At 64.9% G+C, this 21,448-nt stretch carries 26 protein-coding genes; 1 reads left to right on the top strand and 25 read right to left on the bottom strand.

Annotated features, from left to right (window positions below; genetic code table 11):
* The first annotated feature begins 108 nt into the window (after positions 1–108).
* Positions 109–1,173 carry a uroporphyrinogen decarboxylase gene (hemE, locus tag KXR72_RS12365; RefSeq protein WP_437421404.1) on the top strand — a complete coding sequence of 355 codons (1,065 nt, stop codon included), beginning with the start codon at positions 109–111 and terminating at the stop codon, positions 1,171–1,173.
* Positions 1,174–1,215: 42 nt separating this feature from the next.
* Here the strand turns inward: hemE and KXR72_RS12360 are convergent, their stop codons facing one another.
* From KXR72_RS12360 to KXR72_RS12240, 25 genes are all read right to left on the bottom strand, one after another.
* Complete coding sequence (locus KXR72_RS12360) at positions 1,216–1,509, bottom strand: hypothetical protein (RefSeq protein WP_437421403.1); 294 nt, start codon at positions 1,507–1,509, stop codon at positions 1,216–1,218.
* A 124-nt stretch (positions 1,510–1,633) separates the two neighbouring features.
* Positions 1,634–2,071 carry an excinuclease gene (locus KXR72_RS12355; protein WP_437421402.1) on the bottom strand — a complete coding sequence of 146 codons (438 nt, stop codon included), beginning with the start codon at positions 2,069–2,071 and terminating at the stop codon, positions 1,634–1,636.
* Between the two features lie 30 nt (positions 2,072–2,101).
* Positions 2,102–3,328 carry a beta-ketoacyl-ACP synthase gene (locus tag KXR72_RS12350; protein WP_437421401.1) on the bottom strand — a complete coding sequence of 409 codons (1,227 nt, stop codon included), beginning with the start codon at positions 3,326–3,328 and terminating at the stop codon, positions 2,102–2,104.
* Positions 3,328–4,056 (bottom strand): 3-oxoacyl-ACP reductase FabG, encoded by a 729-nt coding sequence (gene fabG, locus KXR72_RS12345; protein WP_437421400.1) that lies wholly within the window; start codon positions 4,054–4,056, stop codon positions 3,328–3,330. The genes KXR72_RS12350 and fabG overlap by 1 nt, the downstream gene beginning before the upstream one ends.
* Positions 4,053–4,505 carry an ApeP family dehydratase gene (locus tag KXR72_RS12340; protein ID WP_437421399.1) on the bottom strand — a complete coding sequence of 151 codons (453 nt, stop codon included), beginning with the start codon at positions 4,503–4,505 and terminating at the stop codon, positions 4,053–4,055. The genes fabG and KXR72_RS12340 overlap by 4 nt, the downstream gene beginning before the upstream one ends.
* A complete protein-coding gene (locus KXR72_RS12335) occupies positions 4,502–5,683 on the bottom strand; it encodes a beta-ketoacyl-[acyl-carrier-protein] synthase family protein (protein WP_437421398.1) in 1,182 nt (393 codons plus the stop codon). Before KXR72_RS12335 ends, KXR72_RS12340 begins: the two co-directional genes overlap by 4 nt.
* Complete coding sequence (locus tag KXR72_RS12330; RefSeq protein WP_437421397.1) at positions 5,680–6,189, bottom strand: hypothetical protein; 510 nt, start codon at positions 6,187–6,189, stop codon at positions 5,680–5,682. Before KXR72_RS12330 ends, KXR72_RS12335 begins: the two co-directional genes overlap by 4 nt.
* A 10-nt stretch (positions 6,190–6,199) precedes the next feature.
* The gene (locus tag KXR72_RS12325) at positions 6,200–7,444 is read right to left on the bottom strand and encodes an NAD(P)/FAD-dependent oxidoreductase (protein WP_437421396.1); all 1,245 of its coding nucleotides are present in this window, start codon (positions 7,442–7,444) and stop codon (positions 6,200–6,202) included.
* A 129-nt stretch (positions 7,445–7,573) separates the two neighbouring features.
* Positions 7,574–9,910 carry an MMPL family transporter gene (locus KXR72_RS12320; protein ID WP_437421395.1) on the bottom strand — a complete coding sequence of 779 codons (2,337 nt, stop codon included), beginning with the start codon at positions 9,908–9,910 and terminating at the stop codon, positions 7,574–7,576.
* Entirely contained in the window at positions 9,894–10,463 is a 570-nt protein-coding gene (locus tag KXR72_RS12315; RefSeq protein WP_437421972.1) for an outer membrane lipoprotein carrier protein LolA, read from the bottom strand. The genes KXR72_RS12320 and KXR72_RS12315 overlap by 17 nt, the downstream gene beginning before the upstream one ends.
* Positions 10,464–10,495: 32 nt before the next feature.
* Positions 10,496–10,921: an acyl-CoA thioesterase gene (locus KXR72_RS12310; protein WP_437421394.1), complete on the bottom strand. Its 426-nt coding sequence runs from the start codon at positions 10,919–10,921 to the stop codon at positions 10,496–10,498.
* Positions 10,914–12,458 carry an HAL/PAL/TAL family ammonia-lyase gene (locus tag KXR72_RS12305; protein WP_437421393.1) on the bottom strand — a complete coding sequence of 515 codons (1,545 nt, stop codon included), beginning with the start codon at positions 12,456–12,458 and terminating at the stop codon, positions 10,914–10,916. Before KXR72_RS12305 ends, KXR72_RS12310 begins: the two co-directional genes overlap by 8 nt.
* Positions 12,439–13,386: an LpxL/LpxP family acyltransferase gene (locus KXR72_RS12300; RefSeq protein ID WP_437421392.1), complete on the bottom strand. Its 948-nt coding sequence runs from the start codon at positions 13,384–13,386 to the stop codon at positions 12,439–12,441. The genes KXR72_RS12305 and KXR72_RS12300 overlap by 20 nt, the downstream gene beginning before the upstream one ends.
* Positions 13,383–14,201, bottom strand: coding sequence for a glycosyltransferase family 2 protein (locus tag KXR72_RS12295; RefSeq protein ID WP_437421391.1), 819 nt, complete (start codon positions 14,199–14,201; stop codon positions 13,383–13,385). Before KXR72_RS12295 ends, KXR72_RS12300 begins: the two co-directional genes overlap by 4 nt.
* A complete protein-coding gene (locus tag KXR72_RS12290; RefSeq protein ID WP_437421390.1) occupies positions 14,198–15,877 on the bottom strand; it encodes an AMP-binding protein in 1,680 nt (559 codons plus the stop codon). The genes KXR72_RS12295 and KXR72_RS12290 overlap by 4 nt, the downstream gene beginning before the upstream one ends.
* The gene (locus KXR72_RS12285; RefSeq protein ID WP_437421389.1) at positions 15,874–16,452 is read right to left on the bottom strand and encodes a hypothetical protein; all 579 of its coding nucleotides are present in this window, start codon (positions 16,450–16,452) and stop codon (positions 15,874–15,876) included. Before KXR72_RS12285 ends, KXR72_RS12290 begins: the two co-directional genes overlap by 4 nt.
* A 70-nt stretch (positions 16,453–16,522) precedes the next feature.
* Positions 16,523–16,780, bottom strand: coding sequence for an acyl carrier protein (locus tag KXR72_RS12280; protein ID WP_437421388.1), 258 nt, complete (start codon positions 16,778–16,780; stop codon positions 16,523–16,525).
* Positions 16,781–16,793: 13 nt separating this feature from the next.
* Positions 16,794–17,057: a phosphopantetheine-binding protein gene (locus KXR72_RS12275; RefSeq protein ID WP_437421387.1), complete on the bottom strand. Its 264-nt coding sequence runs from the start codon at positions 17,055–17,057 to the stop codon at positions 16,794–16,796.
* Positions 17,038–17,847 carry a lysophospholipid acyltransferase family protein gene (locus tag KXR72_RS12270; RefSeq protein WP_437421386.1) on the bottom strand — a complete coding sequence of 270 codons (810 nt, stop codon included), beginning with the start codon at positions 17,845–17,847 and terminating at the stop codon, positions 17,038–17,040. Before KXR72_RS12270 ends, KXR72_RS12275 begins: the two co-directional genes overlap by 20 nt.
* Entirely contained in the window at positions 17,823–18,545 is a 723-nt protein-coding gene (locus KXR72_RS12265; protein WP_437421385.1) for a beta-ketoacyl synthase chain length factor, read from the bottom strand. The genes KXR72_RS12270 and KXR72_RS12265 overlap by 25 nt, the downstream gene beginning before the upstream one ends.
* Positions 18,546–18,769: 224 nt before the next feature.
* Positions 18,770–19,216, bottom strand: a complete 447-nt coding sequence (gene trxC, locus KXR72_RS12260) for a thioredoxin TrxC (RefSeq protein WP_437421384.1) — start codon at positions 19,214–19,216, stop codon at positions 18,770–18,772.
* A 51-nt stretch (positions 19,217–19,267) separates the two neighbouring features.
* The gene (locus KXR72_RS12255; RefSeq protein ID WP_437421383.1) at positions 19,268–19,471 is read right to left on the bottom strand and encodes a DUF4823 domain-containing protein; all 204 of its coding nucleotides are present in this window, start codon (positions 19,469–19,471) and stop codon (positions 19,268–19,270) included.
* A gap of 146 nt (positions 19,472–19,617) precedes the next feature.
* Entirely contained in the window at positions 19,618–19,791 is a 174-nt protein-coding gene (locus tag KXR72_RS12250; RefSeq protein ID WP_437421971.1) for a hypothetical protein, read from the bottom strand.
* A 174-nt stretch (positions 19,792–19,965) separates the two neighbouring features.
* Entirely contained in the window at positions 19,966–20,616 is a 651-nt protein-coding gene (locus tag KXR72_RS12245) for a CHAP domain-containing protein (protein WP_437421382.1), read from the bottom strand.
* Between the two features lie 65 nt (positions 20,617–20,681).
* The gene (locus KXR72_RS12240; protein WP_437421970.1) at positions 20,682–20,984 is read right to left on the bottom strand and encodes a putative Ig domain-containing protein; all 303 of its coding nucleotides are present in this window, start codon (positions 20,982–20,984) and stop codon (positions 20,682–20,684) included.
* Positions 20,985–21,448: the final 464 nt, after the last annotated feature.

The raw sequence follows: 21,448 nt of genomic DNA, 5'->3' as shown, positions 1-21,448 counted from the left end.
GGTTGGGCCTGATCTGAATCAAGCCCATAGACAAAAGGCACGGCGCTCGCCGTGCCTTTTGTTATCTGCTTTGCGACAATGCCGTCACTTTTCAGCTGGAACCCCGACATGACCGCCCTGAAGAACGATCGCTTCCTCCGCGCCCTGCTCAAGCAACCTGTCGATGTGACGCCGGTGTGGATGATGCGCCAGGCCGGCCGCTACCTGCCCGAGTACCGCGCCAGCCGCGCCAAGGCCGGCGACTTCATGAGCCTGTGCATGAACCCTGAGCTGGCTTGCGAAGTCACTCTGCAGCCGCTCGATCGTTACCCGCTCGACGCTGCCATCCTGTTTTCCGACATTCTCACCGTGCCGGACGCTATGGGCCTGGGTCTGTACTTCGAAACCGGCGAAGGCCCACGCTTCAAGAAGGTCGTCAGCAGCATGGCTGACATCGAGGCGCTGCCGATCCCCGATCCCGAGCACGACCTGGGCTATGTGATGAACGCGGTGCGCACCATTCGCCGTGAACTCAACGGTCGCGTGCCGCTGATCGGCTTTTCCGGCAGCCCCTGGACCTTGGCGACGTACATGGTCGAAGGCGGCTCGTCGAAGGATTTTCGTAAGTCCAAGGCGATGCTCTACGAAAATCCTGAAGCCATGCATGCGCTGCTGGAGAAACTGGCGAAGTCGGTCACCTCCTACCTCAATGGCCAGATCCGCGCTGGCGCACAGGCCGTGCAGATATTCGACTCCTGGGGTGGGAGTCTGTCGGCAGCGGCCTATCAGGAGTTTTCGCTGGCCTACATGCAGAAGATCGTGGACGGTCTGATCCGCGAACACGACGGCCGCCGTGTACCGGTGATCCTTTTCACCAAGGGAGGAGGGCTATGGCTGGAGTCGATGGCTGATACCGGCGCCGAGGCGCTGGGCCTGGACTGGACGTGCGACATCGGTCAGGCGCGGGCTCGTGTCGGTGACAAGGTTGCGCTGCAGGGCAACATGGACCCGAGCGTACTGTTCGCCAAGCCGGACGCCATTCGCGCCGAGGTCGCCCGAATTCTGGCCGCCTACGGACAAGGGACTGGCCACGTCTTCAACCTCGGCCATGGCATCACGCCTGAAGTCGATCCGGCGCATGCCGGCGCGTTCATCGAGTCGGTTCACGAGCTATCGGCGCGGTTTCACGGTTGAACTGCTTGAGAAAAAAGAGCCGCTTCTCGCGGCTCTTTTCATTCATGGCTGCTGATAATGGCCCGGCGTGGTGCCTGGCTCGTGTTCATGCACGAGTTTGGTCACGCGGATATCGGTAATGCCTATTACCTCGGCCTGCTCGAGCACCTTGCCTTCGTCTGCACCGGCCTCGGGCATCACCAGGCTGTTTTCCGCGTCGCCGTTGTGCAACTCGATGAGATGCCGTGCGGCGCTTGCTTGCGACATGCGGTCCTCGTCCGACTCGATGATCTGAACGCGCGGATCGTTGTTGAAGATGTAGTTGACTTCGAATTTGTGCGATGACTTTCCGAACATGAACGGCTCCTGGTAGCGACACGTGTCTGTCCAGTTGACTCGCGGGTCCAGTTGTCGTTCGGTGGGGCGAATGGCTGGCGACAGCCGGTGGGAGTCGGCGCCCGCCGAAGGGGCGCCGAGGGGCTTATTTGACCTTGGCCAGATTGGCCTTCAGGGCGACACCCGCCATGATCGCGCCGGCGTGGCACTCATACTTCTCGCTGTCTTTGTACTCGACGTGCTTGTAGTTGCTGGCGATGTCGACCACCGCATTGGCACCCGCCGCCTTGGCCGCCTTTTCCATGCCGATCAGCGCGGATTGCAGGGCCCAGCTGCATGCAGCTTCGTCTGACTTGTTGAAGGCGTTGGTCTTCTTGCTCGTGGTAACGCCGCTGCGAACTATCTCCGCGCCACTCGGCCGCTTGGCCAGGTAGAACTTCACACTGCCGTCGAGCTTGCCGGAGGCGGTCGCCTCGGCCACGACCTGGTCGAAGGGCAGGTAATGGGTGGTGTCCCGCGCCTGGCTGATTCCGGGCAGAGCACAAAGCATGAGTGCCGCGCCGATCCATCCGTTCTTCTTCATTGCATTCTCCTTGCGGTGTTTTGGGGAAGCTCAAGCCCAGCGGCGGAAAATCAAAGAGGTATTGATGCCGCCGAAAGCGAAATTGTTGTTCATTACGTATTCGTGCTGCATGGCCCGCGGCGCGCCGACGAGGTAGTCCAGCTCGCCACAGCGGGGGTCGATGGCGTCCAGGTTCAGCGTATGGATGTAGCGATCGCTGTTCATCATTTCGATGCTGAACCAGGACTCGAGCGCGCCGCAGGCGCCGAGCGTATGGCCAAGGAAGCTTTTTTGCGAGCTGATCGGCATGCGCGAGCCGAACAGCGACTGGGTCGCCAGGCTCTCGGCGATGTCGCCCTGCTCGGTGGCGGTGCCGTGGCCGTTGACGTAGCCGATCGCATCCGCCGCCAGACCGGCATCTTCGAGGGCGAGTTCCATGGCGCGGCGCATGGTGGCCTGTTCCGGCTTGGTGGCATGCTGGCCGTCGGCGTTGCTGCCGAAGCCGACCAGCTCTGCATGGATAGTGGCGCCCCGCGCCAGGGCGTGCTCCAGCTCCTCGAGCACCAGCATGCCGGCGCCTTCACCGATCACCAAACCGTCGCGTGCAGCGTCGTAGGGACGTGGCGAGGTGTGCGGTGCATCATTCTTCAGGCTGGTCGCATAGAGTGCATCGAAGACCATCGCCTCGGTAGCGCAGAGCTCTTCGGCGCCGCCGGCGAGCATCATTGGCAGCCGACCGAACTTGATCGCCTCATAGGCGTAGCCGATACCCTGGCTGCCGCTGGTGCAGGCGCTGGACGTCGGGATTACCCGACCAGTCAGGCCAAAAAAGATGCTGATATTGGCCGCGGTGGTGTGCGGCATCATGCGGATGTAGGAGTTGGCGTTGAGCCCGTCGGCAACCGAGTTCAGCAGCATGTTGCCGAATGCCTTGATCTCTTCGGTGCTGCCGGTGGACGACCCGCAGGCCACGCCCATGCGGCCGTCACGAATCGAGGCGTCTTCGAGCAATCCCGCATGCGCCAGCGCCTGTTCGGCGGCTCGTACCGACAGCCGTGACACCCGCCCCATGCTGCGCAGTTGTTTACGCGTCCAGTGTCTGGGCACGGCAAAGTCGTCCACCGGACCGGCCAGGCGGGTGTTGAGTTCAGTGAAACGGTCCCACTCGTCCATCCGCCGGATGCCGCTGCGGTTGGCGCTGAAGTTGGCTTCGATGCTGGCCCAGTCGCTGCCCAACGACGTGATACCGGCCATGCCGGTGACGACTACGCGCTTCATCAGCAGAGCCCGCCGTTGACCGCCAGCACCTGACGGGTGATATAGGCGGCTTCGGCAGACATGAGGAAGGCGACAGCCCCGGCTACCTCATCTGGCGTGCCCATTCGTTGCGCTGGGACCATCTTGAGCATCTCCTCGATGGGCAGGTTCTCGTCGAGCATGTCGGTGTCGATCAGCCCAGGCGCGACGCAGTTGACCGTGATGCGACGCTTGCCCAGTTCCACCGCCAAGGCCTTTGCGGCGCCGATCACGCCTGCCTTCGACGCACTGTAGTTCACCTGACCGCGGTTGCCGATCAGCCCTGAAACGGAGGTGATGCAGACAATGCGCCCGGGCTGGCGTCGGCGGATCATCGGCATGGTCAGTGGGTGCAGGACGTTGTAGAAGCCGTCCAGGTTGGTGCGCATGACCAGATCCCAGTCATCGTCGCCCAATGCCGGGAAGGCCCCGTCGCGGGTCAGGCCGGCATTGCAGACCGCGCCGTAGTAGGCACCATGCGCCTCGATGTCCGCTTCCAACGCTTCGCGGCAGGCTTGCCGATCAGCCACGTCGAACTGCAGTACGCGCGCCTGCTGGCCGAGCGACTGGATCTGTGCCTGGACCGCTTCGGCCTCGTCGCGTCGCGCGCGGCAATGCAGAACGATGTCGTGGCCGTTGCGGGCCAGGCGCAGGGCAATGGCCCGGCCAATGCCGCGGCTCGACCCGGTGACGAGGATGGTTTCACTCATGGTGCTGGCTCTTGCAGATAGCTCGCCACTTCTGGCGGCCGATAAACGTTCAGACGCGCCTCGGCGTGCAGGCCGGGGCCGTCCAGATGGCATTCGAAGACGCCCATGCCGTTGTCGTCCTGCAGCGATCGCAAGACGCGAACCTGCAGGTCGCAGCCGGCCGGGAACCGGTCCACATCGCACCGGTACTGGCGTGTGCCGAGCAGGAAGCCCAGTTCAACCGGCAGGCCGGCGAGGCGCGCCTGGCAACCGGCGAACGCCGCGACGGCCTGGGCCATGATCTCGACGCCGACCCAGGCGGGCAGGCTGCCGTCGGCGAGGTTGAGCAGGCCGCCGGGGCGGACGTGAAGGTGGGCCTCCAGGCTTTCGGCATCGAAGCGCGATACGGCATCGAGCAGAATCATGTCGCCGGCGTGGGGGATCAGCGAGGCGACGGGCCAGTCGATCATGACGTCTCTCCCAGGATCAGGCTGATGTTGTTACCGCCAAACGCAAAGGAGTTGCTCATCATGCGCAGCGGGCCTCCGACAGGAAGGGTGGTGCCGACCGAGGCAAGCTGCAGCACAGGCAGTTCAGGGTCCGTATGGCCGTCCCAGCGGTGCGGCGGAACCAGGCGAGCGGGATTGTAGGCCGACATTGCCAGCCAGCAGAACGCGGCTTCGAGCGCGCCGGCAGCGCCCAGGGTGTGCCCCGTCATCGGTTTGCTCGACGAGCACATCAAACTGTCCCCGAACAATGCCGCGACGGCGTGGCTTTCCATGGCGTCGTTATGGGTGGTAGCCGTGCCGTGCAGGTTCAGGTAGTGGATCTGCCCCGGCTCTGTCTTGGCCTGGTCCAGTGCCTGGCGCATCGCCTCGATGGCGCCGCGGCCCGTTGGGTCGGGTGCGGAAATGTGGTGAGCGTCGGAGCTGGCGCCGGCGCCGAGCAGCGCGAGCGGCGCACGCTCACGGGTCATCAGGAACAGCGCCGCCGCTTCGCCAATGTTGATGCCGTCACGGTTGACCGAGAACGGGTTGCAGCACTGGGTGCTGGTGGCTTCAAGGGCGCTGAAGCCTTGCAGCGTGAGATCGCAGAGCGTGTCGACGCCGCCGCAAAGCACGGCGTCGCACACCCCCGCCGCTAGCAGCCGGCTCGCACTCAGCAGCGCCCTGGCGCCGGACGTGCAGGCGGTGGATATGGCGTAGCATGGGCCGCCAAGGTGCAGCCGATCGCTGAGAAAGCTCGCCGGCGCGGCCAGCGCCTGGTGATCATAGTGATAATCGGCGGGCAGCTCGCCGTGGCGCGTCCGATCGGCCAGGCCTTCGGTCGCTTCCTGAATGCCGCTGGTGCTGGTGCCGATGACGACGCCGATACGCGCGCGGCCGAAGCGAGTGATGGCCGCCTGGATGTCTGCGTCGATCTCCTCCGATGCGGCCAGCAGCAATTGGTTGTTGCGCGTCCGGTATCGGAGCGGCTCGCCGGTCAAGTCCGGCAGCGCAGCGGTCACGGCGCCGACCGGCAGGCTGCGGCCGGTCACTTGCCGCCGCTGCATGCCGGACTGATCCCCGGCCAGCAATCGCCGGGCAACTTCAGCCTTGCCGCGGCCCAGCGCGCAGACCACGCCGAGGGCGTGCAGGTAGGCGGTCATGGCGCGGCAGCTCCGGTGTTTTCAATGGGGGCGACACCATAGGTGAGCGACGGCCCGACGTCGAGATCGAAATGCCCATCGTCGTGGTAGCGGACCTGCCAGGCCGACGAAGCGTCGATGCGCAGGATGCGTCTGTTGGGTTCGACGCTCCAGTCCCGCCCGGGATATAGGTCGGGTAGCCGGGGTTCCGGCGCGAGCGCGAATAGCAGCGCGGTGAAGAGTTCGCGCGCCGCGGCGTTCGGCGGCAGCAGACCATCCGCCTGCCAGGCACCGTCACGCAGGACCTGGCGCGCCAGGGGCACGCCGAGTGGGTCGAGCAACGACCAGCGGAGCCCCGGGTATTCCTTCTGAATAACCAGCAGCCAGTCACGCACCTCGGCGCCTTCGCGCCGCTGCACATGGAGCTGCAGCGGCAGCGCCAGATCCGGCGTATGCGCGGGTAGCACCGGGCCGCGGGCACAGGCGGCCAGCAGGAGCAGCGGCAGCCAGCACAGCAGGCGGATCATGGGGTGCCGCTCAGGCCGGGGCGCTGGCACACAGCTCGGCCAGCACGCGGAGGCGGCGTTTGGGTTCGGCGACATAGGGGTTCTTCAAGTCCCAGGCGTAGCCGGCGAGGATCGAACTGATCATCCGGCGGATCTCCGGTTGTGCGTGCGGGTAGTAGATGACGTCCTGGAAGCTGCCATCGTACCAACCCTCCACATAGGCCCGGAAAGTATCCACCCCGCGCTTGAGCGGGGCGGCGAACTCGGCTTCCCAGTCGACCGTTTCGCCCGACAGCTGCCTGTGCAGCACGGCGGCGGCCATGCTGGCCGAGCGCATCGCGATGGTCACGCCGGATGAGAACACCGGGTCGAGGAATTCTGCCGCATTGCCCAGCAGGGCGAAGCCCGGGCCGTGCAGCGACTTGACGTTGGCTGAGTAGCCGCCGATCAGCCGCGCCGGCGTGTCCCACACAGCATTGGCAAGGATGCGCCGCAGGTTAGGGGCTTCGTTAACGAAGGCCTTGAGGCAGGCGTCCAGGTCGTCCGGGCGATCCTGGTAGCGCTCGGCGCTGGCGACCACACCCAGCGAACAGCGGCCGTTGCTGAACGGGATCGTCCAATACCAGACGTCGCGCAAGTCGGGGTGCGTCGTGATGAGGATTTTTTCGCGGTCGAAGGCCGGGTCGTCGATGCGATCCTCGATATGGGTGAAAACCGCACGGCGCACCGGGAAACTGGACGGCGCCTCGAGGTCGAGTAGCCGCGGCAGCACGCGGCCGTAACCACTGGCATCGAGGACGAACTCGGCCTCGAGGGTGTAATCGCTGCCATCCTGGCGGCGGGCCCGCAGGTGTGGGCGCTGCCGGTCGAAGTCGACCGCGACGATTTCCTCCTCGTAACGGATCTCGACCCCCTGCAGCGCGGCCTGGTCGGCCAGCAGCTTGTCGAAGTCGGCGCGCTGGACTTGGTAGGTGCTGCCGAACCCCTCGGTGAATTTGTCGCGAAAGTCGAACTCGGTGTAGCGCGTATCGCAGGCGAAGGCGGCGCCGTGCTTGGTCTGGAAGCCCGCGGCCTGGACGGCTTCCAGCATGCCGGCCTCGTCAACGAAGTCCAGGCAGTGCGACAGCAGGCTTTCGCCGATGGAGAACCGTGGGAAGCGCTGGCGCTCCAGGATCAGCACATCGTGGCCCTTGCGCTTGAGCAGGGCGGCCGCGATGGCGCCCGAAGGGCCGGCGCCGATGACGACGACGCTACGTTGTTCGAATGCCTTGGTCATTTTTCGACTCGACAATAAGGGTGTGGGGTGCCTGGCATTGCAGCCGGGCGGCTTCCTTGCCTGTCAGCGACAGGGTGGCAAGACGATTGCGTGCCGCTGCAGGCAGCGGCACCGAAAGGGCACGGGCAGTCATGACGGCACCGTGCTGCGCAGCGCCGCCCAGGGCGCGAGCAGGAAGGCAAACAGCAGACCCAGGCTCACCGCCAGGCCGAAATTGCTGACCGCTGGTGTACTGGACAGCCCGAGCAGGCCGAAGCTGAGCCAGGTGGTGATCGCGGCGAGCAGCGTGCCGACCAGGCTGACGGCCGGCCCGCCGACCTGTTCACGCATGAGAATGGCGTAATCGACGCCGATGGCCGTGACGAGCAGTAGGCCGAACAGACCGAACAGGGTCAGCGGCTGGCCCAGCCAGCCGAGGCTCGCCAGGCTGCCAAGCGCGGCGAGTAGGGGGACGGACAAGCAGCGTAGCGCCCCGCGCCAACCGAAGGGCAGGCACAGCATCAGGAATATCAGTGCCGCTGCCGCAAGCTTGAGCAGTGCCGCTTCCCGCTGGGTAGCGGCAAACAGCTGGTTGAGTTCGGCGGGGCGGTCGACCAGGCGAACGCCGGCGATGCCCTTGTCGATACCGACCAACGCCGACGTGTCGCGCAGGCCTTGCAGGCTGATCAGCCCGGCGACAGAACCGTTGGCCTGGCGACCCAGCCAGAGGCTACGCCATGGCTCGGCGAGCGGACCGGACAGTACGGTGTCCAGCGATACCGGCGCCATGGCCTGCAGCCGCGCCAACTCTGCCTGCAGCTGTGCCTCGCTGACGCCCAGCGCCAGGAGCGGCGCGCTGGCCTCGAGCAGCTGGGGCAAGGCGATGCTGAGGCTGGCCTGCGCGACCTCTGGGGCGGCGAGCTGGCTGAGTGCCAGGTACCGCTGTAGCTGCCCGGCGGCGACCAGGTTGTCGAGCTCATCGGCAAGAGCCTGCTGGCGTTGCAACAGCTCATCAGCGGTCTCGGCGCGGATCAGGAAATACTGGCTGGTGGGCTGAAAGCCTGTGATATCGCCGATCCGCTCGGCCTGCTCCTGCAACCCCGCGTCGCGGCTGATCCACTGGCGCAGGTCATCCCGGAAGTCGACCTGCCATACGCCGCCGACGCAGAACAAGACGAAGGCGGCAAGCAGCCAGGGGGTTCCGATCCGCTGTAGTAGCGTCGCCCTGGCCTGCAGCCAGACGCCCGCCCAGCGCAGCGGCGCCGGCCATGGGTGCAGTGGCGTGTCGATCAGCGCGGGCAGCAGGCACAGGGCGCAGGCGAACGCGCCGACCAGCCCCGCGGCAGAGAACACGGCGACTTGCGTGAGCGCCGGAAACGGCGTGAAGGCCAACGCCAGATAGCCGATGACATTGGTGCCCAGCGCCAGGGCCAGGCCGGGCAGCGTCAGGCGTAGCGCACGATTGCTGCGCCAGGGTTGCAGCGTCCAGCTCTTGGACAGGTAGTGCAGCGGGAAATCGATACTGACGCCGACGAGGCTGGCACCCAGCACCAGCGTGAGCACATGGATTTGGCCGAACACGCCGATACAGGCGGCCGCGCCGGTCAGGGCCCCGACCACCACAGGCAGTGCGACCAATAACACCCGGGGGGTGCGAAACAGCAGATGCAGCAGCGCCAGGGTCGCGAATAACGAGACACTGCCGATCAGGCTGGCTTCCTCTCGGGCTTGGCGCTGGCCATGAGCGGCATGCAGCAGCCCTCCGGCGGCGAGCAGCTCGCCGCCTTCAGTGCTTATTCGCTGGCGCGCGCGGTCGATCAGATCGGCAACCTGAAGCGGCACGTCATCGTCGAACGCGTCCCCCTGTATCTGCGCGTGTATCACCTGCCAGCGCTGGCCATTCCTGACGGCTACAAGCGTGCCGTCAGCGCGCGCCTGCACATTGCCCGGCTGCGGTAGCTGACGTTGCGCCAGATCGGCGATGCCGAACCAGTCCTGTTCGATAGGCACCAGGCTTGCCCCTTCGAAAGGGGCATAGAGCCGCTGCAGCCGGTGCTCGATAAACTCGTCGGGCTGGCTGATCAAGGTCTGGCGGGCCTGGTCCCCCAATAGGGCGAGGCGTTGGTCGGCGAGCTGGCGGCGCAGCGCGGGCACATCCGCCTCCAGCGAATCGCGAACCGTTGCGAAAAGCCCGCTCGCCTGGAGCTCGCCTGCCAGCGTGTGCGCCAGACGCTGGGCGACTGGATCGTCGGCATGGTGCACCAGCAGCATCAGGTCGCGGTTGAGCGGCTCCTGCATGCGGTGTTCGGCCAATTGTTCGAGCGCATCCGGTGCGCCACTGGGCAAGAGTTGCAGCAGGTTGGCGGTGACCGGCGGACCGTTGCGCCATTGCCAGGCGCTGAGGCCGACCAGCGCGAGCATCGCCAGGAGAAACAGCGGCAGCAGCCAGGCGGGCGGCTTGAGCGCTTCGTCAGTAGGTGAGGTCATGGTGCTCGTCGGCGCTCAGCTGGTCGTCGATCTGGCTGTTTTCCAGCATCAACAGTGTTCGGTCGCCCTGGCTTTCGAACAACTCGATCCGCTGCGGGGTTGCACCGCCGCTAATCAGAATGCGAGAAAAAATCTGCCGGAGCAGGGCCGAGCGCGGTGTCAGTTCGAGCTGCCAGCGTTGCGCGGTGCCGCTCAGGTCGAGCGCGAAATCACGTGCCAGGGCGGACGAATCGCCGCGCAACACGGCCAGGAAAAGGCGGTTGTGCTGCGCGGCAGCGCGTTGCTGGTCGGTCATGTGCCAGCCATCGGCACTTCGCCGCGCGACGCCGGAATCAGTGATGCGGTAGTCCTGCTCGATGGGCTGGCGCAGCAGCCAGAGCAAGCCGTACTCGCGGGCCAGGACATAGACGCCCTTGCTGACCAGCGGCTGGGGCAGGGCGCGCAGGTGCTTTTCCTGAACGAACGTGCCGCGGATGACCGCCGGCTCGCTCAGCTGCGCCTCGAGCTGCCGCAGGTCGAAGGCCCGCGCGCCGGTCGCCACGGTGAGCAGCATCAGGGCCAGCCAGGCTTGCCAGACAGTGCGGGTCAACACAGCGCACGCTCGACCGCGTCAATGAACACCCGTGGCGAGGCGAACAGCATCTCGCGGGTGGCGATTTCGACCGCGACCTGGACGCTGGTACCGCGAGTCATGCGCTCCCCCGTTTCGGCATCGCTGATGAGGTAGTTGACCTTCAGGCGGTGCTCCCACTCCACCAGATCGGCGCGTACCCGGATGCGCTGGTTGAAGCGGGCGCCGCGCACGTACCGCAGCTGGATGTCGATGATGGGCCAGGCGTAGCCGGCGTCGCGCATCTGCACGTAGTTGTGCCCGATGCGGTCGAGCAGGGCGCAGCGCGCCATTTCGAAATACTTCACGTAGTGGCCGTGCCAGACGACGTCCATCGAGTCGACGTCGAAAAAGGGCACCAGGATTTCCACCTCGGCCTGCAAAACACCTTCCTTACGCATAGAGCCTCCAGTGGCGTGCGCGGATGCGCGCCAGGCACAGCCGCAACTCGCTTTCCAGCGCACGGTCTTCGATCAGCGGCGGGAAATCTTCACTCAGTGCCCCATGCATCTGTGCGAGCGCGGTGGGCAGGGCGCGCGCGCCGTCCTGTCGCTGTCGCAACCAGACGCCCTGTTGGGCGGCGATCAGCGTGGCGGCGGCGACTTGCTCGGTCAGCTTCAGGCTACGCAAGGCGTCGCGAGCGGCGATGGTGCCCATGCTGACCTTGTCCTGGTTGTGGCACTCGGTGGAACGGGAGAACACGCTGGCCGGCATGCTGTTCTTCAGCGCCTCGGCCGTCCAGGCGCTGGCGCCGATTTGCACGGCTTTGAAACCATGATTGATCATCGCGGTGGCAGCCGGCGCGCCGGACAGGTTGCTCGGCAGACCGTGGTTGTACCGCGTGTCGACCAACAGGGCGAGCTGGCGGTCGAGCAGGTCAGCAACGTTGGCAACGAGGTTCTTCAGGCTGTCCATGGCGAAGGCAATGTGCCCGCCGTAAAAGTGCCCGCCGTGCAGCACGCGCTCGGCTTCGGCGTCGATGATCGGATTGTCGTTGGCGCTGTTCAGTTCGGTCTCGATGAACTGCCGCAGCAGACCGAGGCTGTCGGCCAGCACACCGAGGACATGCGGCGCGCAGCGCAGGGAATAACGGTCTTGAAGGCGATGCAGCGGTGCCGTTGGACCGTCGATGGCCAGGTCCTCGCGTAGCCAGGCGGCGACCTGGGCTTGGCCGGGGTGCGGCTTGGCGGCGAACAGGCGCTCGTCGAAATGCTCGGGGTTGCCCTGCATGGCGACGACGTTTAGCGCGGTGATGCGCGTGGCAAGCTTGAGCAGGTAGTCCGCCCGGGCGAATGCCAGGCAGGCGAGGCCGGTCATCACCGCGGTACCGTTCATCAACGCCAAGGCTTCTTTCGGCCGCAGCGTCAGCGGTGCCCAGCCGAGCTGGCGATGCACGTCGGCGGCGCTACGTACCTTGCCTTGGAACAACACGTCCCGTTCGCCGGAGAGTGTCGCGGCGACATAGGACAATGGGGTCAGGTCGCCGCTGGCGCCGACCGAGCCCTCCTCAGGAATCAACGGCAGCACGTCGTGGGCGAGGAAGGCCTGCAGGCGTTCAAGCAGTTCCAGGCGAACGCCAGACATGCCGTGGGTCAGCGAGCGCAGGCGCGCCGCCAGTACGGCGCGGGTGGCCTCGGCGTCGAGCAGCTTGCCCAGGCCGCAGCCGTGAAAGGTAAACAGGTGGCGCGGCAGCGCTTCGACCTGGTGCACCGGCACCGCGACCACGCAGGAATCGCCATACCCCGTGGTGACGCCGTAAATGACGCCTTCGCGGTCGAGCAGGGTGTCGAGAAATTGCGCACCACGCGCGATGCGAGCGCGAAAATTCGTATCGGCCTGCAGTTGCGACGGCACGCGTTGCTGCGCGACGTCCAGCACATCTTCGATGCGCAGCAGGTTCTCGCCGAAGATCACAGGCTCAGTCGGGGCGTCGTTCATCGGTATTCCAGAAAGGGTAGAAATTGAACCACTGCAGCGGCGCTTCCAGGCAGCGTGCGGCCAGCCGATCGGCATAGCGCTGCGCCCATTGCCTCACCACGGCGTCTCGCTCGCGGCGACGCCAGCGAATGGCCTCGGCGAAGGGTTCGAGGTAGACATGGAAATGCTCGCCCTGTTTTAGGCAGAACAAGAGATTGGCCGGGCACTGCAGCAGGCCGGCGAGCAGCCATGGTCCCTGCGGAAAGGCCGCCGGTTGGCCGAGGAAATCGACGACCGCCGTGCGCCCACCATGCAGAGGCACCCGATCCCCGGCAATCGCCAACCATTCGCCCCGCTCCAGGCGCTGGGACAGATCGAGCATGGTGGCTGGGTCCAGCTCGCTGACCTGAATCAGCCGCAGGCGATCGGCTCCGGATTCGTCGAGCAGCTTGTTGAAGCGTTCGGCGTGGCGCGTGTGTACGAGGACATTCATGGTGACCTTGCGGCCCAGCTCGGCCAGCGCGCGGCAGATTTCGAGGTTGCCCAGGTGCGAGCCGACCAGCAGTTGGCCGCGCGGCGCCTTGAGATCGGCATGCAGGTTGGCGGGGTCGTGCAGCACCAGCTTGTCCAGCGACAGGCGCCCGCCCCAGACGTCGAGCTTGTCGAGCAGCGTATCGGCGAAGGCCATGAACTGGCGGTAGACCGAACCTGCATTCGGTGCCAACGCGTGCTGGCCGCTCCAGTCGGCCAGGTGGCGCTGATAAGTCCAGGCGCTTTGCCGGGCGCGGCGGCCGAACAGATAGAAGTACAACACGATCAGGTAAAGCACCGGTGCCATGGGTTTGCGGCCGATGACCCGCACCGCCCAGGCGGTGAGCTTCATCAGGGCAAAGCTGCCGCGCTCGCGATGCCCGGCCCAATGCGTGTCGGCAGCGCCGCGCTCGGTCATCCGTGCCACCGCCGCCAGAGCAGTTTCGGCGCGCGCACGAGCATGCCGCCGAACAGCCGCGCGTGCATCGCCGAAATCAGCAGGTTGTCGTGCCACAGGCGAAAATGCGAAACGCCGTCGGCTGGGTAGTGCACACGGGTCGGCAACCAGACCATCGGTTGCTCTTGCCAGTACAGGCGCACCAGTATTTCGGTATCGAAGTCCATCCGCTTGCCCAGGTGCACCGAGTCGAGCAAGGCGATTGTCTGGCGCAGCGGATAGACGCGAAAGCCGCACATCGAGTCGCGAATCGACAGCGACAGGGTGTTGATCCAGACCCAGACATGGGTCAGGTATCGCGCATATAGCCGGCCCTTGGGCACGCTGGCGTCATACAGCGGGTAGCCGCAGATCACCGCCTCAGGCGCTTGGCAGGCTCGGTCGAGAAACAGCGAAACGGCGCTGAGATCGTGCTGGCCATCCGCGTCCACTTGCAAGGCATGGCTGAAACCCAGGCGAGCCGCCTCGCGCAGCCCACTGCTGACGGCACCGCCCTTGCCCTGGTTGCTCGCGTGCCGCAGCAGATATACGTCGGGCTGCTGCGCGAGGGCGTCGAGCACCTGAGCGGCAGCCGGGCTCGAGCCATCGTCGACCAACACGCACGGCATGTCCTGCTCACGCAGCGCGCGCACCACGGCGGGTAGGGCGCGCTCGTGGTTGTAGACCGGGATAACAGCGCAGGGCTTGAACCAGTCGTCATCAATGGCCAGCGCCAGTTGCTCGGCAACGCGATGCGGTTTGGCGGCGAGCGGGTTCGCCGGGATGAGGCTGGTCATGCGGGGTCTCCCAGCAGGATGCGTCCGGACGAGCAGGGCGCCTCGCCGTTGTGGTAGTTGAAGTACAACTTGCCCCGCTCGCGGTCCAGCCGCAGCGTCAGGCGCAAGCGATCGCCAGGGCGGGCCAGCTGCTGGAACTTGAGCACTTCCATGCCGCCGAAGCGCGCCGGCAGATCGCTGATCAGTTCGCGCGCCAAGGCCAGCGCCCAATCGATCTGCACCACGCCGGGCAATACGGGTGTGCGCGGGAAGTGGCCGGAGAAATGGGCCAGATCGGGCGGGATGGCGAGGTCAAGGTGCCATTGGTCATCGTCGAGTTGCGCGCTCAGCCGATCTGGTTGGAGCGGGCGCGGCGCCTGGAGCAGGGCGTCGACCCGGGCTTGAGGCAGCTTGCCCTGCTCGTTGAGCGGCAGGTCGCGCACAAGGCGCCAGCGGCGCGGCAGTGCCATGGCTTCGCAATGCGCCGAGAGGTGGTGACGCAGCGCCTCGGTCAGGGCACGGCGACCACCGTTGCGCAGGGCATGCAGGCCGGCATCGCTCAATGCGACCAAGGCGGCGAGGTAGGCTCGGTTTTCCCGAATCACGCCGAGCCGTGCATCGGCGACATGCGGATGAGTTGCGAGCGCACGTTCCAGCATGGGCAGCGAGACGCGCTTTTCCTCGAGTTTGACGATCCGGTCCAGTCGCCCGAGCAGGGTGAAGCGGCCGTCCGGCTCCAGGTTTGCCGCATCGGCGGTCTGCTCGATATGCCCGGCTGGCAGGCATGGCGATTCGACCCGCAGGGCACCGCGCTCATCTTGGCTGAGCTGGACGCCGGCGAACGGCTGCCACAGCAGGCCGCCTTGGCGCCAGGCGATGCCGCCTGTTTCGGAGCTGCCGAAGATTTCGGTCGGCGCCTGACCGAGGCGTTGGGCCAAGCGGTCAGCAACCTCAGCCTCCAGCGGCCCGCCCGAGGAAAACACCTGGCGTACGCTGCGCAGCGCTGACCAGTCCAGGTTGTCGCCCATGCGTTTGAGGAGCGCCGGGCTGGCGACCCAGCAAAAATTCGGATGCTCACGGCTGGCCAGTTGCAGATCTTCGGAAAAGGGCTGCGCCTGACGGAGAAAAGGGCGTCCGGCGCAGAGCGGCCAGAGCACACGGAACAGCAGCCCGTAGATATGGTGAGCGGCCACGCTGCCGATCACGCAGGCGTTGCCGAGCGCTTCGCCCCACAGGGCTTCGAGCGTTTGCACTTCGTTGGCGAGCTGCCGCAACGTCTTGTCGATCAGCTTGGGCTCGCCGCTGGAGCCGGACGTGCACAAGACCAGGCATGTCCGGTCCAGTTCGAGCCGCGCGCCTTCGAGCGGTTCCTCGAACAAGCTATGCACGGGCGTATCGCAAGAATGGTCGCTGATCCACAGCTCCGCCTGATCGTGCAGACGGGCGCGGCTGGCCGGCTGCAGGTCGGCCGGCAGCAACACGACGGCACCGGCTCGCCAGGCGCCGAGCAGCGTGACGGCAAGCTCGGCGGCATCCTGCAGGTGCACGGCGATCCGGCGTACACCACGGCGGCGCAGGCCGGCAGCCAGGCGCAAGGCCTGCTCGCGAAGCTCAAGGTGGCCAAGCGCGGGCTCCAGCGTTACCAGGCGGTCGGGCGCAGCGGTTTCCAGCAGCTGCTCCAGGGCTATCCAGTTCATGCGTTTTTCCTGACGTGCTGGCGAACCAGCCATTCACCAGCGAACAGCGCACCCATCAACAAATAGGCGATCAGTCCGGTATACAACGTCCACCAGGCCAGCGGTGCCCAGAGCGCGAGTGCGCCGGCCGCGCTGGCATTAAGGATGAAAAAGCCAACCCAGACCCAGGTCACCGTGCGGGTGTAGCGGACGGCCGCCGGTGGCAAGTCCGGCTCGCTCAACCTGGCGAGCCGCTCGATCACGGGCGTGCCAGCGATCAGGCTGCCGGCGAACAGGCCCAGCAGCGCGAGGCTGATCAGCACCGGGTACCAGAGCAGCAGTGCGGTGTCGTCCGCCCAGCCCAGCAGCAGGCAAAACAGCAGGGCGGTGACGGTCATCGTGCGGCTCATCGCGGTTTGCTGGGCGGTGAGCATCCGTGCCAGCCAGAGCACACCCAGCAGCAGGGCGAACAGCCGGGGCGACAACGAATCCCGGGCGCCGTACACGACGAACGGGTAGGCGAGGCCGGCCAGCAACAGGCCAAGGCCGACCAGCCGGCCGGCGCCGGCTTTGCCTGTTCGTGCGGGTGCGTGCATGTGGGCGTCCATCGGATGGGCAGGTCGATACGCCGTGCGCATCGTGGGCACGGCGGGCATCGGTGGGGCGTCAGGCGAGCTCGGGATTGACCATGCGGTGCACGGCGTCGACGACGTCACCGACAGTGCGCACGGACTTGAACTCCTCAGCAGCGATCTTCTTGCCCGTCTGACGCTTGATGTGGTCGATCAGGTCGACAGCGTCGATGCTGTCGATTTCCAGATCCTGGTAAAGGTTGGCCTCGAGGGTGATGCGCCCGGGCTCCAGTTCGAAGAGTTCGACCAGCGCGTCGCGCAGGGTCAGGAAGATCTCGTCACGGCTGTTCACGTTGGGCTCCTCCTCAGGCGACGGCACGGTTGGCGTTGATGTATGCGGCCAGGCTGTCGACGCTGGCGAAATGCGTGCGGGTGTCCTTGGCGTCCGCGTCGATCTTGATGCCGAAGCGTTTCTGGATCGCGAGCCCCAGCTCTAGGGCGTCGACCGAGTCGAGGCCCAGGCCTTCGCCGAACAGGGGTTGGTCGGCGGCGATGTCGTCCGGCGTGAGGTCTTCCAGACCCAGGGCATCGATGATCAGTTGCCTGATCTCAAGCGTTAGTTGGCTCATCGAGTGCGAGCTCCTTTATGAAATGCTGGTGCAGATGGTCATTGAGTCGCCGCGAAGCGATGGGCGCCGCCCCCCCGGCGGCGAACGTCTGCGGATCGATGTCGTGCCCGACCCGCAGATGAATATGAAAGCGCCGTGCCGGGATCCGATACCAGGGCTCGGCCTTGGTGAGCGTGGTCGGCGTTACGGTGATTACCACAGGCGTGACCCGCGTTGCCCCGCGCAGTGCGATGGAGGCTGCACCGCGGTGAAATTGAGGCGCCTGCCCAGGTGTCGTCCGGGTGCCTTCGGGAAAGATGATCAGCGTCTGGCCTTTCTGAAGTGCCCGCGCCGCCTCGTCGAGCATGTCCGCGCTGCCGTTGTTGCTGATGTACTGCGCCGCACGGATAGGGCCGCGCGTGAACGGATTGTCCCAGAGGCTTTGCTTGACCACGCAATTGGCGTCGCGGATCAGGCCGATCAGCACTACCACGTCGATCAGCGACGGGTGGTTGGCGATGATCAGTTGGCCGGGGCGGCCGAGTCGCTCGGCGCCGTCGACCTCGTAGGTCAGTACGCCGCTGCGGTACATGAACTGCACGAACAGCCAGAACAGCCGACTCACCGTTTGGCGCGCACGCTGGCGCTGCAACAACGCGTTGCCCGGCAGAAGCGAGAGCAGCGGGAAGACGATCAGGCGCAGGCACAGCCCACCCAGGCCAAACAGGGCGAACGACAAAGCGGTAGCGATCAGGCGCCATGCCCAAGGCGCGCTGCGGCGCGGGGTCAGTGAGTGTGCTGCCAGTTCCATCTGCGTCCCTTCCATTGATGCTCGCGATGCGGCTGGCCAGTGACCAGCGCGCGGATCAGCTCGAGTGCATGCGGCCATCGCCCGGGCGCGTGCTCTGATGGATCACCAGTTTCCAGGCTCAGGCGCCAGCTATTGCCAGGCGTGAGCAGCAGCCCCAAGGCGTAAGGGAATGGCACATCGCTGATCCAGGGCTCATAGGCGGCTGGTGGTTTGTCCTCGGCGATTACCACCAGCACGCCGGGCGCACCCTCGGCGAGCAGCAGGGCGGCTTCGAGCACGGCATGCTCGAGGCCGTCGCCCTCGGCAGCCAACGCGGTCATTTCGCTGGTGTCTTCGCGCTGGATCGACCAGAGGCCAATGACGGCGTTGTGCACCGAGAGGCTGAACTGCGTAGGCGACACCGGCTCTTCACGGGCCAAGTCGTCGAGGATGGCAAAAGTGCGTGGCGTTTCGCCGTGGCGGGAGGCGTAGACCAGCGGGAGCGGGGGCTTGCCTTCAGCCAGCGGCGTTGCCACGGTGAAAGCCATCCGAGCCAGGCGGCTGAGGCGGCGGCGTTGCATGGCGGGGAGGAAGGTAACGTCCGGCATCTGATCGCCGGGCTCGACGCAATAGGGCTCCCTGGCCCAGATCGTCCAGTCGCCAACGCTCGCCAGACCTGGAGCCCAGGCCTGCCATTGATCGATATCGAATTGAATCACGCTTGAACTCACCGGCTCTTCTTGAGCCTTTGTTATTGGCGTGTCGACGTCCCTGTACAGCGACTATCGGTGGAACATCCGCCCCGGAAGTGGCGGGCATTATCCAATCGCGTTCAACCCGAGGCAAACGTTGCTTGAAATATCCTGATAAGAGGTAGCGGTATTCGGGAACCGAACGGGGAGGCAGCTGTCGCGCCGGTTCGGATGCAGCGCAGCCGCTTCAATCAGCGCGCTGGCACCTCGACGCCCTGTTGCCTTAGCCAGGCCAGTAGCTGAGGAAGCGGCATGGCTCCGCTCTGGCGCGCCACCTCCCGACCGTCTCGGAACAAGATCAGGCTAGGGATCGAGCGGATGCCAAGCCGCGCGGACAGCTGCGGATTGGCTTCGCTGTCAAGCTTGCCCAGCCGGCAGATACCCACGAGTTGGGCGGCCGCCTGCTCGAATGTCGGGGCGAAGGCACGGCACGGGCCGCACCAGCTGGCCCACACATCCACTAGCAATGGCAGGTCGCCTTTAGCCTGCCGTTCGAAGCTCGACTGGCTCAGCGCGAGGGGCGTGTGGCTGAGCACCGCGGACTTGCAATGGCCGCAGCGTGGCGCATCGCCAAGGCGCTCGGAAGGGATGCGGTTGAGCCCCGCGCAATGGGCGCAGGGGATAAGGCGGGCGGTCATGACGAAGCTCCGTGATAGCGAAGTTTGAAAATGGAGGTTCGCCAGCCAATATCAAGGCACTTGTGCAGGCGTATCAATGACCGCTCCAAGGTATTCAGTGATGGGCGTCGCCAGCAGATATTGCGGATGGTCGTCGCCAAGTGTCACCAGGCCACTTCTACCCTCGATAACCGTGCTGCTGTCCGCCTCGCCACTGAATACGTCGATCAGGTCGAGCCGGACGTCGGCCGCACAATATTTGCGCCCGTGAGGCATTAGCTTGCTTGCTACGAGGTTCCTGCCGTCCGTGTTCCTGCACGGCACAAGCGTTACTTATGAGGAGAATCTTGAAATAAACCACGGGAGGCAAAGGCGCACCGTCAAGAGGCTGGACTAAACGGTTTTCCATTTTTTGCAGGCAGTTACAAGAAAGCCGCGCATTGCGGCTTTAAAGGGGGTGGGCCCACACGGACTTGAACCGTGGACCGAAGGATTATGAGCCAGGCAGAGTCGAACGCTGTCCAGACGGAGGGAATTGCTGCTTGCAGGTTCGAGAAGCAGGCGGGTGCAGCTTCGAAAAAGACGGCTGTCTCAATGGTTGAGCGTTCATAGCCTTTAAGGTTTCGGGCAATGCTGAAGTAGTCGACGGTGTTGTCTCATCCGACAGGGCTGCCCAAAGCCTTACTTGGTTCTGCCTTGGCGAAAGGGTCGCCGTAAGGGGTCCGAGTTCGTCATTTGTTGCTCCCCTGCGGGCGCGCTACACTGCGTGGCTAGTGCATCAACCCAACGCTTTGATCGAGCGTTGGGATTTGCTCATTCGCAGCAGGCAGCCGGAGCCAGCCCCGCACCCGGTCATTCTCGATGTACCAGCGGCCGTCACGGTGGGCGAGGGGGATGGATTCCCTGGTGCTGGCGAAGGGGCCTGGGTTCTGTTGGGCTATTTGCAGCGTGTCGCTACCGACGCTCGCAATGATCGCAACGTGCCCATAGCGGTTGAGCAATGAGGGGGCGAACACCAGCAGATCGTCGGCGTGCGGTGGCTCGGCGCTGCCGTTGATGAACTGCAACAGGCCGCGCCTGGCATTCAGTGCGCCGTCGCTGACCTGTGGATCGAAGAAGTCTTTGGCATGCCCGTAGCTGTCCGGCATGCGGTGGCCGTGGCGCTCGAAGTAGTAGCGTTTGACGAATTCGACGCATTGGTAACGGAGGCCAAGGTTGTATCCGTCCTGAGTCAGGTTGCGGCCCTGCACTGTATTGACCCCGCCGTTGTAGTAAATCGCTACGCCGTTTAGCTCGTCGAGCTGCTCGCCCACGGCATGCTTCGGGTTGGGGTCTATTCGGGTAACGGCAGAATAAAGTCCCACGGTGACCAGTGGCAGAACGGCCAGGCCTATGAGAAAAGTGCGTCGGAGGTTATTCATGGGTTTTACTATTCGTCGATTTATTTGTAGACGTGCTCCACGTCTTGGCTGCCGCACTGGGGCCGTTATTCCGTAACTTTGAGCGTGTAGACGCGGCGTGCCCTAAGGCCGGCGCACTGGGTGCCGTAGGTGCCGGCGGATATGTGCACTTCATAAGCGCCAGCTTTAATCGGAGTGCCGCTGATGAATCCACTCGGTTCGCGGTCTTGGTGATCGATCCTCAGTCCGCCGGGCAAGGGGTAGGCGTCACTTGCATAGATGCCGTGAACTGGTGAGGAAGTATTGGTCACGCTGAGCTGCACGCTGTACGGGACCCCGACTTTGGCGGTTGGTAAGGCCTCCGGCAGCAGAGTCGGTTCAGGCCGCATGGCGCAGCTGCCGACCATGCCACCGGACATGACTGCTTCACATCCCGCCAGCTGAAGCGTTAAGCCGATGACGCAAAGTGCTTTCCGTAGCATATGAGGCGCTTTTCTCTCTCATGGGATTTTGCTGAATACGGCCCCGCCGTATATGTCTTTGACGAGCTGACCAAGCGTGTAGCTGCGCGTAATCTGGTGCGAAACGTAGCCCCAAGAAAACATCTGAGAGTCGACGATTTTATCCTCGGGCGCGGTGGTCTGATTGATTTCGCCGTTTTGGGTCTGCGGTGCTTCTTCCCAAACTATCCAGTGATTCTTTCCGACCCCTGCGCCGCCCTCCACCATCGAGGCGCAAACTAGCGAAGTGACATGGTGCTGAGGGCTCAGGTAGCTGAGCAACTCTAGGAGCTTCTCCTGGTTGATGTGCCCCCTGAACTGGATGTTATCGAAGACAACGGTGGCGCCAGCCT

This window comes from Stutzerimonas chloritidismutans (assembly GCF_051486945.1).
Lineage (GTDB): Bacteria > Pseudomonadota > Gammaproteobacteria > Pseudomonadales > Pseudomonadaceae > Stutzerimonas > Stutzerimonas chloritidismutans_B.
The sequence above is the reverse complement of the archived record's forward strand: the minus strand, read 5'-3'. Positions and strand labels throughout refer to the sequence as shown.